The 14,191-nt window shown below is 38.4% G+C and carries 17 protein-coding genes and 1 pseudogene; 11 read left to right on the top strand and 7 right to left on the bottom strand.

Annotation, left to right across the window (positions count from 1 at the left end; translation table 11 throughout):
• Positions 1 to 31: 31 nt before the first annotated feature.
• From KKB09_01740 to KKB09_01730, 3 genes are all read left to right on the top strand, one after another.
• Positions 32 to 346: a DUF424 family protein gene (locus tag KKB09_01740; GenBank protein ID MBU4299916.1), complete on the top strand. Its 315-nt coding sequence runs from the start codon at positions 32 to 34 to the stop codon at positions 344 to 346.
• Positions 347 to 391: 45 nt separating this feature from the next.
• Positions 392 to 1,573 carry a hypothetical protein gene (locus KKB09_01735; GenBank protein MBU4299915.1) on the top strand — a complete coding sequence of 394 codons (1,182 nt, stop codon included), beginning with the start codon at positions 392 to 394 and terminating at the stop codon, positions 1,571 to 1,573.
• 90 nt (positions 1,574 to 1,663) lie between these two features.
• A complete protein-coding gene (locus KKB09_01730) occupies positions 1,664 to 1,864 on the top strand; it encodes a hypothetical protein (protein ID MBU4299914.1) in 201 nt (66 codons plus the stop codon).
• Between the two features lie 189 nt (positions 1,865 to 2,053).
• On the opposite strand, the gene KKB09_01725 is transcribed toward KKB09_01730, so the two are convergent.
• Positions 2,054 to 2,437 (bottom strand): histidine phosphatase family protein, encoded by a 384-nt coding sequence (locus tag KKB09_01725; protein MBU4299913.1) that lies wholly within the window; start codon positions 2,435 to 2,437, stop codon positions 2,054 to 2,056.
• A 403-nt stretch (positions 2,438 to 2,840) separates the two neighbouring features.
• Positions 2,841 to 4,121: an adenosylhomocysteinase gene (ahcY, locus tag KKB09_01720; GenBank protein MBU4299912.1), complete on the bottom strand. Its 1,281-nt coding sequence runs from the start codon at positions 4,119 to 4,121 to the stop codon at positions 2,841 to 2,843.
• A 75-nt stretch (positions 4,122 to 4,196) separates the two neighbouring features.
• Here ahcY and KKB09_01715 point away from each other — a divergent pair, with 75 nt between their 5' ends.
• The 5 genes and pseudogenes from KKB09_01715 (at position 4,197) to KKB09_01695 (ending at position 6,789) form a co-directional block, all read left to right on the top strand.
• Complete coding sequence (locus KKB09_01715; protein ID MBU4299911.1) at positions 4,197 to 4,679, top strand: hypothetical protein; 483 nt, start codon at positions 4,197 to 4,199, stop codon at positions 4,677 to 4,679.
• Positions 4,680 to 4,729: 50 nt separating this feature from the next.
• Complete coding sequence (locus tag KKB09_01710; protein ID MBU4299910.1) at positions 4,730 to 4,966, top strand: type II toxin-antitoxin system HicB family antitoxin; 237 nt, start codon at positions 4,730 to 4,732, stop codon at positions 4,964 to 4,966.
• Entirely contained in the window at positions 4,935 to 5,162 is a 228-nt protein-coding gene (locus KKB09_01705) for a type II toxin-antitoxin system HicA family toxin (GenBank protein MBU4299909.1), read from the top strand. Before KKB09_01710 ends, KKB09_01705 begins: the two co-directional genes overlap by 32 nt.
• Before the next feature lie 23 nt (positions 5,163 to 5,185).
• Positions 5,186 to 5,686 (top strand): annotated as a pseudogene (locus KKB09_01700) (NAD(P)H-dependent oxidoreductase).
• A gap of 38 nt (positions 5,687 to 5,724) precedes the next feature.
• Positions 5,725 to 6,789 carry a radical SAM protein gene (locus KKB09_01695; protein MBU4299908.1) on the top strand — a complete coding sequence of 355 codons (1,065 nt, stop codon included), beginning with the start codon at positions 5,725 to 5,727 and terminating at the stop codon, positions 6,787 to 6,789.
• Here KKB09_01695 and KKB09_01690 read toward each other — a convergent pair.
• Positions 6,776 to 7,774: a hypothetical protein gene (locus KKB09_01690; GenBank protein ID MBU4299907.1), complete on the bottom strand. Its 999-nt coding sequence runs from the start codon at positions 7,772 to 7,774 to the stop codon at positions 6,776 to 6,778. The genes KKB09_01695 and KKB09_01690 overlap by 14 nt on opposite strands.
• 77 nt (positions 7,775 to 7,851) lie before the next feature.
• Here KKB09_01690 and KKB09_01685 point away from each other — a divergent pair, with 77 nt between their 5' ends.
• Genes KKB09_01685 through KKB09_01675 form a run of 3 tightly spaced genes read left to right on the top strand, consistent with a single transcriptional unit; the run spans position 7,852 to position 9,498 of the window.
• Positions 7,852 to 8,202, top strand: coding sequence for a hypothetical protein (locus KKB09_01685; GenBank protein MBU4299906.1), 351 nt, complete (start codon positions 7,852 to 7,854; stop codon positions 8,200 to 8,202).
• 19 nt (positions 8,203 to 8,221) lie between these two features.
• The gene (locus KKB09_01680; protein MBU4299905.1) at positions 8,222 to 9,172 is read left to right on the top strand and encodes a hypothetical protein; all 951 of its coding nucleotides are present in this window, start codon (positions 8,222 to 8,224) and stop codon (positions 9,170 to 9,172) included.
• Positions 9,173 to 9,174: 2 nt separating this feature from the next.
• A complete protein-coding gene (locus KKB09_01675) occupies positions 9,175 to 9,498 on the top strand; it encodes a hypothetical protein (protein ID MBU4299904.1) in 324 nt (107 codons plus the stop codon).
• Here KKB09_01675 and KKB09_01670 read toward each other — a convergent pair.
• The 4 genes from KKB09_01670 to KKB09_01655 form a co-directional block, all read right to left on the bottom strand.
• Positions 9,495 to 10,631 carry a hypothetical protein gene (locus KKB09_01670; protein ID MBU4299903.1) on the bottom strand — a complete coding sequence of 379 codons (1,137 nt, stop codon included), beginning with the start codon at positions 10,629 to 10,631 and terminating at the stop codon, positions 9,495 to 9,497. The two genes, KKB09_01675 and KKB09_01670, sit on opposite strands and share 4 nt — an antisense overlap.
• 8 nt (positions 10,632 to 10,639) lie before the next feature.
• Positions 10,640 to 11,581 carry a restriction endonuclease subunit S gene (locus tag KKB09_01665; protein MBU4299902.1) on the bottom strand — a complete coding sequence of 314 codons (942 nt, stop codon included), beginning with the start codon at positions 11,579 to 11,581 and terminating at the stop codon, positions 10,640 to 10,642.
• The gene (locus KKB09_01660; GenBank protein MBU4299901.1) at positions 11,581 to 13,389 is read right to left on the bottom strand and encodes an SAM-dependent methyltransferase; all 1,809 of its coding nucleotides are present in this window, start codon (positions 13,387 to 13,389) and stop codon (positions 11,581 to 11,583) included. Before KKB09_01660 ends, KKB09_01665 begins: the two co-directional genes overlap by 1 nt.
• Before the next feature lie 110 nt (positions 13,390 to 13,499).
• A complete protein-coding gene (locus KKB09_01655) occupies positions 13,500 to 14,138 on the bottom strand; it encodes an MBL fold metallo-hydrolase (GenBank protein MBU4299900.1) in 639 nt (212 codons plus the stop codon).
• Positions 14,139 to 14,191 lie beyond the last annotated feature (53 nt).

Below are 14,191 nucleotides of genomic sequence, written 5' to 3'. Positions count from 1 at the left end.
CCTTAAAAGCAACAAACACCATCAATAATGCATGTTCTTTCTAAAAATCCATGAATCCGACAACAAAACAGTCTGCGCAATCTGCGACTCAGGCATTCTCGGCAAAATTTTTGAAGAAAATGAGCGCGTCCTTGATGTTGATGCGGATTTTTTCGGCGGAGAAAAAATGCCGCCGGAAAAAATCAAAGAAATTGCGGATTCTATAAAAAGCGCAAATACCTCGAGCATCATCGGAAACCGCATTATTGCAGAGCTTGTGAAGATGGGCGCGCTTAAGGAATGCTCGGTTAAAGAAATGTGCGGAATTAAGTACGCCATGGTTTTCCGGATTAGAGGCTCTTCTTGATTAAGAATGTTTATATAATCAAGAAATAAATATACTGTAAAACACTTGCTTGCGAAATATCAGAGCTGGTTCTATATGAAAAAGCCGATGATTGCATTATGTTTTACAATTCTCTTCATCGTAGCGCTATCGATTCTCGTGGATTCTCAGCCGGTAAAAATATCCCAAAGCTCAAAGCCGATTGTCTTGTATCTTTCCGAATTTCTGGAAAATGGCGCAGAATATAAAAACTTTGCCATAACGCCGCATATATCCGGAGATATTTTGAGAATATCTTACGATGTAAGTAAAGCGGTATCTATTGATATCATCGATTCTTTTGCTACAGAAGTCTATGCAGAATCGATAGACCTATCGCAAAATCAAACATATTCTTCGTGTCCGAATATTTCAACTGCGGCAAGAAATATTGAAACAAATGAATGCGGGGAATTTTCATCACCTTGTGCTGTGCCTATGGGGTGGTCCGTTGTTCCCTCATGTGAGGGGGAAATAACTGAAACTGGAATCACAGAAGTTACTGAAAAACCAGCAGTTAACGAAAGCAATAGCAATGTTGAAAATAAGACGAACTATATCAAGTATATTCTTGCAATTCCTATTTTAGCGATCATTATCTTTGCCATTGTAAAAGCATATGAACAATATTCAAAAAATAAAACGCCTTCTTTAGGCGAAAAAAATGCCGCAATTTCCGGTGTAGTGCAAAAATACAATGTTTCTGCACTTCCATCAAATCCTCCTGTCAAGCGCAACATTATTCCGGAAGGCAAGAACACATTAATTAGAGCGCCTGTGCAAACTGCATCAAATACGGGTAGTATATCCAAAGGTGCGTCAGTAATAACTCGGCAAGCCATTGCAGAAAACAAGGCGCTTACTGCTGATGCACCGGTTCAAAAAACAGAGACTGTTGTGGAAAAGAAAGATTCCGCTAATATTGCCGCTTCTATTCAGACAACAGCAAATCCAAAACAGGATGATTCTGAAAAGTATCGCTTGTGGTTCGAAAAATCCCGCCTTTTCCTTTCAAAATCAAAAAGAATCGGAAGCATTCTTGATGGAAAAAGTGCAAATGAATACGCGCAGTATTTAAAAGTGGCTGAAGAGTGCATAGCAAGCGCAGAGGCAAACCTGAAAAAAGGGCAGATAAGCCTCATGGAACAGGATATGAAAGATGCTGAAGGGCTTATGGATGCGATATATGATGTGCAGAAAAAGATATGACTGGATGTTTTTTAGGATTTAACACACATATATATTAACATATATATATACACACATCCAGCACATACTATATTTTAGAGTGTGATTGCTATGAATCTAACTGATTGGATGACTTCAAAAATACGAAAATTCGACTGGGCAGATATTTCGCTGACAAAAATCAGCGTTTTCAGTTTTGCCCTTATGGCTGCAAAGCTTTGGGCGCCGCTGCTGAGTTTGGAATGGCATTGGTATGCAGTTATATTTGTGCTCGCAGCAATAAGGCCGTTGTATAAGGTTTTTGCGAAATAAGTTTCACTTATTTCAACTTCGGAGCTCACCATATCCCGGGGGTCCTTTAGCAGTTAATTCCCTTCTTCCCGGCTCGCTGTCATAAAAACCGTTCTGGATGTTTTCTTTATGACTTTTTCTGACCCTTACGATTAATCAAACATCCTCAAATGGTAAGTACTCTTTGGGTTTGTAAGCTACAGTGTCATATTATGATAACTCCAGTTTACCTCCACGAAGCTGATATTCTTGAATCCCGCAGTTAGGCGTATGTGGTAAGTTTAACACAGCCTCTTCATCTAAGCCCTCAATTATGGCTCTGAACATTTTATATGGAACTTGATGCGTAATTACAAGAACATTTTTTCCATTCCAATCTTGTCCTTTGTCCTTCATGAAGCCCTCGATTCTTGCCCTGACATCGATATAACTTTCTCCTTCCGGTGGTCGATATCTGTATCTTCCCTCAGCACTCCATCGGCGATATTCGAGGAGGTTTCTTTTTTTAATTTCCTTATCTGTTAAGCCGTAAAAAATTCCGAAGTTCTTTTCTCCTAACCGTTCGTCTATAACAGTCTTTAAATCATATTCCAATTGAGAACTAATTGCACCTTCCAGTTGAAGAGTGCGTATATTTTTTTGGAGAGAAGCAGAAATCAAAACGAGATTTTTTTGCTAAATATTTTCCGGTTTCTGTGCCTTGCCACATGCCAAAGTCGGTTACAAATACATCCGCGTCAGGAATAGCAGCCAATCCTTTAATCGTGTCAAGTTCCGATTACGGGTCTCTAATATCCAGGTTTAATAAAATATATTCATAGAGTAATTCTAAGTTATCTGTGCTAATAGGCTGATTGGTATAACCTTTAGCAAATCTAATGCTGCATTTTGTATCGAATAAGGCTGTCTTATTACTACCAGCCTTTCCGGTAAATTGACAGCATTCATAAGCATTAATTAGCAGTAATACTTATATTTTGCTGTTTATGCTGAAACTCTAAGTTCCCTCTTCCCAGCTCGCAAGGTATTTCTTCTGCTCTTCTGTAAGAACATCGAAATGAATTCCCATTGCTTCAAGATGAATCTTTGCGACATTGTCGTCGACTTCATCCGGCAGTTTATGCACTGCAATATTCAGCTTGCCTTTGTTCTTGACTGCGTACTCGCATGCAAGAGCCTGGTCGCAGAATGAAAACGACATTACAAGCGACGGATGGCCTTCTGCTGCAGCGAGATTTACGAGGCGGCCTTCACCAAGAATGAATATTTTCTTGCCGTCAAACGAATATTCATCCATATTCGCGCGAATATTTCGTTTCTGCGCGATTTTTGAAAGCTCTTTCAGGTTGATTTCAGCGTCAAAGTGCCCTGAGTTCGCAAGTATTGCGCCGGTTTTCATGGCTTTCATGTGGTGTATGTCGATGACGTTTTTATCGCCTGTAAGCGTCACGAATATATCGCCGATTTTTGCGGCTTCTGCCATAGGCATGACTCTGTAGCCGTCAAAATGCGCCTGTAGCGCGCGGAATGCATCGACTTCAGTGACTATTACATGAGCACCCATCCCGCATGCTTTCAGGGCAACGCCCTTTCCGCAAGGTCCATATCCTGCGACAACGAAATTCTTTCCGCCGATAAATACGTTTGTCGCGCGAATTATTCCGTCAAGGGTGCTCTGCCCGGTTCCGTAATAGTTGTCAACAAGATGCTTTGTGTTCGAGTCGTTGACAGCAATCATCGGGTATTTCAAAGCTCCGTCGCGCACCATTGCATGCAAACGAATTACTCCGGTTGTTGTTTCCTCAGCGCCTGCAATAATGTTTTTGATGAGTTCGGGCCTTTTGGTATGAATTTCAGAAACTAAATCGCAGCCGTCATCAATTGTTATGTTCGGCTCAAAGTCCATTATAGTATGTATGAAACGGTAATAATCCTCCTTATTTACGCCGCGTTTTGCATAGACATTGACGCCGTCTTTTGCAAGAGCTGCTGCAACATCATCCTGCGTTGAGAGAGGGTTGCATCCTGTAATTGCGACTTCTGCGCCCCCGTCAAGCAAAGTGCGCACAAGAACTGCGGTCTCTTTTGTGACGTGAAGCGCCATTCCGATTTTGACGCCCGCAAGCGGCTTTTCCTTTTTGAAACGCGCGCGGATTTTCATCAGGCCGACCATCTGCACTTCAGCCCATTCTATCTGTTTTTTCCCTTGTTCTGCCAAAGAAATATCTTTCACTTCGAAACTCGGTTTCGAAGGCTTGGAAATCTCTTGGATTTTCATGACTTCGTACGGCATTTAATCACGAGTTTTTTTAGGGAAGAAGGTTTATATTGATAATCTTGCAATATAGAAAATATGGAAACTGATATTTTTATGGAAAAAAGTATTTTAGATGATGTGGCAGAGCGGATAAAAATTAAGGCGGAGTCATTAATCGCTTTGAAAACTTATGAAGGACAGAAAATAGGATTTGAGGGATGGTTTAAAGTTGAGGTGATTGCTGCGCTTTCGAAATACAAAGTAGAGATACCACATAATAAGGGACCGGATTTATCGATAAACTTTATGGATAATGAAACGCCTAAATTAATCGAGCTTAAATGCAAAAATGAATTTACGCCCACTTTGGAATGGATAAGAGACGGCATACTATACTATAGAAAAAAAGACGTAAAAGTAGATATGTGTTTATTTTTGTTAAGGGCGCCTGAAGGGAATGAAGAGAAAAAATCTGAAGAAATGAAAAAAATGGAAGCATATGTGAATAAAAAATACCATCTTAAAATAGTGAGTATGAGAAATATAAATGATGATTGGATTGTTGGAATCTTGAAATAACTTAATTTGCCTTTAAAAACTCAGCCACCCAATAAATATTCGTGATTAAAATGGAACTTACAGCGATTATTAAAAAAGGTGAAAAGCAATATGTTGCGCTTTGCCCGGAAATTGATGTTGTCAGTCAGGGATATACGATAGAAGAGGCATTAAAAAACCTGAAAGAAGCCGTTGAACTGTATATTGAAGAAATGGGTATTCCTGAAGAACTAAAGAATGAAGATACGCTTATTGCACGCTTTGAGGTGTCTACCGATGACAAAATTACCTGTTCTGTCAGGGCGTGATTTAGTTAAAATTCTGAAAAAAATGGGCTTTGAACCCGTACGACAGAAAGGCAGCCACATAATTCTTGAAAAGATGGATGCGAACCCTAGAAAAGCGTTGGTTGTTCCAAACCACAAGGAAATAGATACGGGAACTTTGATTGAGATAATTCGTCAGGCAGGTTTGAAGCGCGAAGAATTCGAAAAATTATTATAATGCCCTATCAATGGTTGATTCTTATGAAAAAACTCGTCGTTTTCTATTCTCTTGAAGGCAACACCAAATTCATCGCAAACCGTATTGCGAAAGCTGTCGGCGCGGATATTCTTGAAATAAAGCCAAAAAAGGAAATAAAATCAAAAGGATTTATGAGATTTTTATAGGGTGGGGGGCAGGTCGTTATGCGCGAGAAGCCCGCACTCCTTCCGTTTGACAAAGACCCGAAAGACTACGACATGATTTTCATCGGCACGCCTGTCTGGGCTTTTTCATATTCTGCGCCTTTCAATACTTTTTTCCATGAAACTGAACTCAAGAACAAAAAAATCGCGCTTTTTATCTGCCATGGCGGCGGAAAAAAAGACACGTTTGGCGACATGCGCAAAGCGCTTCCGGGAAACGAGATAATCGGGGAAATAGATTTCTTCGAGCCTCTGAAAAACGACAAAGAATCATGCGCGAAAAAAGCGAAATACTGGGCTACGAACATCCTTAGAACCTCAACCGCTACAAAACACTAGAATCAAACTATATATTATTTCCAATCATACCTTAAGATATGCGCAAAATTAGGATCACTCCCGCAAAATCAATCCTTGTAGGCGAAATGCCCGAAGGCTGCAAGCTTTGCATCACAGGCGAAAAACTCGTGCTTTTTATTTCCGGATTATGCCCGCGCGACTGCTTCTACTGCACGCTGTCTGAAAAAAGAAAGGCTGTCGATTCTGCATGGGCAAACGAGCAGCCGGTAAACTGCGATGAAGACGTGCTGAACGAAGCAAGGCTCTGCACTGCAAAAGGCGCAGGAATTACCGGCGGCGAGCCGCTTCTTCCCGCAACTGTCAAGAAAACGATGCATTATATTACGCTTCTAAAAAAGACATTCGGCAAAGAGTTCCATATACATCTTTATACCTCGGGAATCGGGATGACCGAACAAGTTCTCCAAGAGCTCCAAAACGCAGGGCTTGACGAAATACGATTTCATCTCGACATAGAGAATGAAAATAACTGGAAAGTTCTTGAGCCCGCCCTAAAACGAAATTTCGATGTCGGAGTTGAAATACCCTGCATACCCGGAACATTTGAAGTCCTAAAGAAGATGGTTTTATTTCTTGACCGTGTTGGCGTCAAATTCCTTAATCTTAACGAGTTCGAGTTCTCGGAGAATCAATACGATGCAATGCAAAAACGCGGCTTTATTATCGCAGACGGAGCTCTCAGGCAGGCAAAAGGCAGTAGAGAGCTTGCGCAAAAAATTCTTTCATTCGCAGCAAATAATTGCAAACAATTAAGCGTGCATTTCTGTCCCTCAATGCTAAAAGACGTCTACCAGTACACGAACAGAATACGGCGCAGGGCAGAAAGCATAAAAAAGCCGTTTGAAACAATAACTGAAGAAAGTCTCTTGAAAAAAGGAGTTATATTTGCGGATATTAAAGAACTTGATTTTCTGCCGAAAAACGAGATGTTCGAACGAACTGAAATGAAGCGCATCGAAACTTCAGAAAAAAATGCGCGCATTGCCGCAAAAAAAGGCTTTAAATCAGCTATTGTTCTTGAGCTCCCGACTGCAGAAGGGTTTGACATTGAATTTGAGCCGCTTAATATTAGATCAAAATAATTGCTGCGACAATACCGATTATGATATACCACAGCCAGCCAAACTCAGGAACGTCTGTAAATATGCCGTCATTGGCAAATCGTATGACTACGCTTTTTGTAAGTTGTCTGGTTTCTCCTGTTGAAGCGGATTTTATATTTACGCTAATAGTTCCGCTCCCCACCTCGCCTCCAAAAACAAGAACTGCAAAAGCCGCTGTTTCTCCGGGCTTTAAGGTAACTGACATATTATTTTTTTCGTCATCATAACGGTGTCCGTTAAACCATGACCAATAGCCGATTTTTGATGGAGAGCCGGACAAATCTATTGTATATATGTCTGAATCTGAAAGAGTGTTTGTTATGTTAAAAACAAACATGCCTGTTTCTCCAACACCCATATCCAGATCGCCTGCAAGAGGTGGCAAATATCCTTGACTAAATTTGCAGCAGATCTTTCTATCATGCCGGCCGCACTTTCCAACATGCGCATTAATATCATCAGTAATTGAAGCAATGCATTTATATCCGCTACCCGTGCATGTGCTGCCGCCGCCATTTTGATAAACGCAGCTTATGTTTCCGCTTGTTGAAGAGAGGCATAAGTTGTTTTGATAATTTAATCCTTGGCCATAATCAGCCACATGCGCATTATCGTTTCTGCTGATGGAAATTACACCACCCATTGTCGGAGAAGTGCAACTACCCCGATTAGCATAACTATAATTCATAACTCTTAAATTGCCTCCGCCGGTAAGTTTACAGCAAACTTTCCACGGATATTCTGATATATCGGACGTATTTACGCCGGCATGTGAATTGGCATCCGATATTCCTTTAAAAAGAAGTATTTGAGGGCCCGGACAATCAGGATTGGTAGTAGAATAAGAAAAGCTGCAATCAATATTATTTGCCGCATAAGTAGGCGTTGTTAAAATAATGGCCAAGACCAAAAATATAAATAAGAGAAAAATGCTTTTTTTCATAGATGTGTTTGTAAAGCCCATAAATACATATCATCAACAAAGATATATATAGACAACTACCTGTCAAACATATATATACAAACATTCTATAATATATTATGCAAATCACTATCAATATTTCTGAAAACACAGCAATCGTGCTCATAGTTTTTCTTTCGGTTCTTGTAGTGAGCATGTCAGGCAATTATGTTGCCGCCCTTGTAAAATGGCATCCAATATCAGAAGTCACGCTAGATAATGCTGGAACCATCAATATAACAACGAAATCCGGGAAATTTAATTCAAGTTATCTTGACGGCCCGATAAATGTTTCATCCAGCGGAAACGTCGGAATCGGGGTGGCGCCTTCAAACAAAAGGCTGACGGTTTCCGGAAATATATCCATAGTAGGAGGAACTGAAAACGGCATAATTTTCCCGGACGGAACGTTTATGAAAACGAAATGCTAATAAAGCACCGGGAGATCTGATGAAATTTATAATCAACATTCAAAAAAAATATGCAGCGCACATTCTTATTCTCTTTGCTGTTCTAGCTATTGAAGTGGCTATAAACTACGCATCTGCAGTGCCGCTGCAATGGCATCCATTATCAGAATTTTCATTCGACATTGACGGAAACATTGGCATAACAATGCCATCTGGAGAATTTAATTCCACTTACATTGACGGCCCGATAAATGTTTCATCCAGCGGAAACGTCGGAATCGGGGTGGCGCCTTCAAACAAAAGGCTGACGGTTTCCGGAAATATATCTATCGGGGCTGGAAACGGCATAATTTTTCCGGACGGAACATTCTTGAACTCTTGCTGGGTTGATATTGATGGGGATGGCCGTGCAAACAACAAATGCAACGGTCAAATCACCGATTATTGTGATAACAACATAACTGCGTGGCTCATCAACACTACTGATGTGGATGGCGATAATCATTCACCAATTCAAACATGCCCGGGAGGTCCATGGCCCAAAGACGACTGTAACGATGCCTGCGCAACATGCTATCCTGGCTCAACTGCATATACGTGCGCCGCAGATGGGCTTGATCAGGACTGTAATGGTGTTACTGATGATTGGGTTTATGGAGGATGGGCCGGAATTGGCGGCAGTTGCGGAGCGCTTGGACAATCATGTAAGGATTGGATTACGAACAATAATCTTCTTAGTGGATGTGTAGTGCAACAAGCAGTAAAATGCACGGATACATGGGGTACTCAATGTAATTTTAACATCGGCTACGGAACAGGTGTAGGACGTTGTATTGCTGAAAATAGCGCTCCAAATCAATATGGGATTATTTGGGATTGGAGCTGGGCAGGTTTTAGACCAACAAGATGCCAGCCATATACAAATTATCCTTGTGCTTCGGGATGTTCCGGATATGGTTATACCTACGGCAGATTTGCGGGGATGAGATAAATATGGAAGAAACATCAGAAGAACAAAATTCAAACAAAAATCTTGAAATTATGAACGATGAAACTAATAAAAGAGATACGCCGTATATAAAAATCTTGATTTTAATCATAATGTTGATTTTTATCGGATATGTAATAGCCAACAAGTTCACCACTCCAGAAAATAACATTCCCGTAATTAAAGAAGCAAATAATAACGAATCCGAGCCATTATTTTCAAAAAATACGACTATAAAAAAAGTCAGTGATTCAAATAAAACAGAATTCCACCCAATTGCATCTCCTACACCACCAGCCCCGAAAAATTTCAGTATGCCAACAAACTAAATAACTAATAATTTTACGGCAGTGATTTTAAAGCGCCCAACCCAATTTATCTTATTCGGCACACTCGCCCCTGCAGCCTGTATATGCCCGCCTCCGGACGCGCCAGGAATTCCTTTTGTTGCGCGAATCATCAAATCGTTCATCGAAACTGTGCCGGTCTGATTTCTTGCGCCGATGCTTGCGATTTTGCCTTTCTTTTGGATAACTATGCACGTCCAGCTCGGATAAAAGTCGCGCGACAGCCGATTCACAAGCTCGGATTTTATGTTGTACTTTGGCGAAATTTCGTAAATCAAGAGCTTTTTTTCCGGATAAAACTGCACGAGTTCTTCCCTCTTTTTGACAAACTGCTCAATTTCGCCTTCAATCTTTTCCTCGTAGTTCAGAAGTGCGCTTCCAAGAACTTCTTTTATGGACTTTGCCGAATAAAATGCATTAAATGCTTTCATCGGGCCGTTTTTTTCGTCAAAGGAGCGCGCGTAAACTATGAGCGCGCCTGCTTTTGAAATGTGTTCGTTTAGAAGCCCGTTTTTTTCCAGCGCCTCTGAAATGAAACCAACCCACTCGTTCTCTGCCATATCGCCGTAAATGCCGATAACAGAAAGCCATGCCAAATCAGACAGATTCGTGTATCGGGAAAATATGTCGTAAGTCAGCTTTGACGCGCAATATCTGGAAGGCGCAATTTTTGAGAAAATTTGCGGTTTGATCATTACGGTCTTTTTCGAATTTACATCGTTCTGGATTGTGTGGTGGTCAAGAATAAGAATTTCAGCAAATTTTTCGATTTCTTTTATGGACTTCGGATCCTGATCAACATTCAGATCGACTGCAATCACTTTATTGATTCTCTTTTTTTTGAGCCCTGCAACCATTTTTTTCGAAAGCGTGACTTCTGAAGGCGCTGGCGTTAAGAACAGCGCGGGTTTTTTCCCGGAAACGCGCTCAACCGCTTTTGTTGCAATGACGCCTGAAGTAATGCCGTCTGCATCGGTATGAAATATTATCGCGACATCATCCGCTTTAGAAAGGCGCGAAACAAAAGAATCCAGTCGCCCAAATAACCGTCTGGCTTCGGGAGTTTTATCAAAATTCGCGCTTTGTACACCTTCTGCGGTTTTTATAATATTCATGAGGATACCTATAAATTTGAGCTGTAATTCAATGATTTTATATACTCTTCCATAACTTGCCAATCAGGAGTTCCTTTTTTATCTACGGGTAATTTGATTTCATCGAAATCTAATCTTTGTAATCTTGCCTGCCTGCCGAAATCATATTTGTAATGAAGTTTCTTTAGAGTTGTTGCCAAAAACAGGCAAACATATTTATTGAGAGAAATATTTTTCGGAATTAGGGTATGAACATTGTCATCACTAAAATAGCCATAATTATGATAAAATACATTAAAAAACATATCAATAGTTACTTTATCTCTAAAAATCTTTTTATTATCCTTAAAGTCATCATAAGAGATATAATCTACAACACCATTATTTTCAGAAGTTGCGGTGATTAATGGAATCATTCCTTCTATTCTTTCTTCTTTTACTAATCTTTCACCCTTCTTAATTTCAAATAAATCGATAATCTTAAAATTTTTCCAATTTTTAACATCTAATTCAATTTTTTTAGAGATAATTGGTTCTTTTTTCAATTCATTGACTTTTAATGAATACGCCCAAGTAGGAATTTCTTCCTTGGATGGAATTTCTAAATCTTTTAAAGTTTTATTTGCTTGCCTTCCATATGAATATTTCCAGGCATTTTGTTTTAGACACATACAATAATACAATAATTCTCTTTCATTTAATTTTATTTTTGGTGTTAGGTATAGTATGTGAAACCCACTATAGTACGGTTCTTCTTGTAAAAAACTCGCCATTACAGAACCACCACAAGAAACTGAAATCGTATTTGCCGGATTTGGATTTATTCCTTCAATTAATTTGACTTTGCCAACAACACCATTGTTTTTTTCGGTTCTGGCTACAAATGGAATGCCATTAGAATCTTCTTCCATATTGGAGAATTCTAAATTAACACCATAATTTAAATCAAAATAATCTTTTACTTTAACCATTAAATCCCCCTGTTTAAAAATTTAAAAGCGACAAAATCTTTTAATGTTTTTTCAAAATCTTTTTCATTTAATTTAGAATAATCTGTTTCCATATATGCTTCTACACACCATTCATCATTGGCTGCCACATATTTTTTAACACTAAACCCTTCAATTTCTTCTTTATTTCTATAATTTTCCAACCAATATTTTTTTATTTCGCTCCATTTATTTTTATAATCATCCCTTCCGGATTTTCTTTTGATAAACCCATCGTCTTTCCAATATCCGAAATAAGTTTTATAATTCGCTGGATGATTTTCTTTTGTTCTGAAAACCATTACACAAGTATTTACACCCACATCCGAATTATGAAATAGTTCTGTAGGCATAGAAAAAACAGCTTCTAATGTATGTTCTCTTAATAATTTTTCTTTTAATGTTAATCCAATTCCGCTTTGAGCTAAAGCACAACTCATGGGAATAATAGCAATGCATAATGAACCTTTTTGAAGCACGGATAAATTGTTTAAAACAAATTCTAATTCTTCTGGATCTGTTTTTGTAGACTTGTAAGGAGGATTTAAAAATCCTACATTTGGTTTAAATTCTTTAACATGCTTTATTATTTTTTCATCAAAACAAGAACCTTTTATTAAATTACTCCTACCATCTCCATGAATATACATATTAGAGCAAACTAACGCAAATATCTCATGTTGAAATTCAATTCCAACAAGTTGTTCGTGTTTAATTTTTTCTTCTTTTTTACCATCATTTCCTGCATCTTTAATCATTTTTCTCATTGCAGAAATTAAAAAACCGCCAGTTCCTGTGCAATTATCTAAAACTATGCTATCCTTATTCACATTGGCTATTTCTGAGAAAAGTTCAGTTATGTGCGGCGGAGTTAAAACAATTCCTAATCCTTTATCATTATTAGCATATCTTAAAAACTCAATATAAAATTGTCCTAGAACATCATAATATTTATATGTTTTCATAAAATTATTTATTTTTTCATCTATCTCGGTTATTATGTCTCTTAATTTATTTTCTTCTTTAGAAATGATTGTATGCGTTTTAATAAAACTGTAAGTAGTAATAATTTCATTTATGTGTTCATTTTGAACATTGGTCAATTTATTTTTAATTGTATTAATTAAATTTTCAGATAATTCTTTGGGTTTCTGAAATTTGTATGCATTGCGAAATGCTTTATCTGTTAAAGCAATAAGAACACCACTAATTAAAAGACTTCTTTGCGATTCCGGGATTTTTATTGAATGCAATTTATCATTAAGAATTTTAGAATATTTTAATAATTCTTGATAATCTTGATTAAATTTCTTTTCATCTGTTTTGTATCCATTCAAATAATCTGTCAATGATAATAATTTGTCTTCTTCGAATATCTTATGAGCTTCTACAGTGCCTCTTAATTGCAAAAAATGAGATATTCTTAAATTATTTTTTTCTTCACCACTTATTGCAATAGAAATCACGTCGTATTCTTTAGACAAAAATGATGAATATAATAACACGCCATCTACTGCATACTCTTTATATTTTGTTCCTTCTTTAGATTCATGAAATAAAACATTTGATTTACATTCTACAATAAGTATTAAATCAGGATTTTCTTTAAATTGAATTACAAATTCAGGGCGACCGCCACCAATTCCATTTTTTGAAGCGTTTTTTAAAAGTTTATCGATTTTGATATTTTTAGAGGATTGTTCTTCAAGAATAATTTTACCTTTTTTATAAAAGTCATCTTTTTTTACATTATCTCTGAAAAAATCTTCAGTAATCCGTTCATTAACCATCGATAACCCCCCCGTCTTCTTATATTGTCTCATAGTATATAAAACATTGCTCTTAGCATTGCCGATACAAATCATTATCAAGTACTGATTCTTTTCCGCATTTCAAAAACCTAATGCAGAAGCCTTTTAATCACTTCATTCCCCGAGCCCCAAACAATTTCGCCGTGTCCCGGAAGTATTTTGTCGATTTCTAACTTTGAGAGCTTTTCCAGAGTTTGTTTCATTTCGCGCGAACTGCTCCCGGGAAAATCCACCCTTCCGAAGCTTCCGGCAAAAACCGTATCGCCTGAAAAAAGAATCTTGTTCTTTTCGTCGTACAGGCAGATGCTTCCTTTTGTGTGGCCTGGTGTGTGTATTACTTTCAGCTTTAAGTCGCCTGATTTTATCAGATCGCCGTCATCAAGCTTGAAATCGACATTTTTCTTTTTGAGAGTTGCTGAAAACAAAGTCGCAAGCGATGCGATGCTGTCGCCAGTCTCAATTATTTTGGCTTCGTCCCGATGCGCGCCAAGCTTTGCCGCCTTGAATAAATACGTTCCGCCAGTATGGTCGAAATGCGCGTGGGTCAGAATGACACGCTTGATATCCTCAAGAAACAAATCGAGTTCGTGAAGCTCGCGCACAAGGATTTTCGGATGAAAACCGGTGCCTGCATCTATCAAAAGCTCATTGTTTATTATGTACAGATTAGGCTCGAAGCCGCCTGATGAAATGATTTTGACAGATTCATTTATTCTTCGGACAGACATACTATCAACCAGATATTTTTTTCAAAAATAAGTTTTCAAAGTGCCATTTAAGA

Source organism: Nanoarchaeota archaeon (assembly GCA_018897155.1).
Taxonomy (GTDB): Archaea; EX4484-52; EX4484-52; order EX4484-52; family LFW-46; genus LFW-46.
Note: the sequence above shows the minus strand (reverse complement) of the source record. Positions and strands in the feature narration are given on the sequence as shown.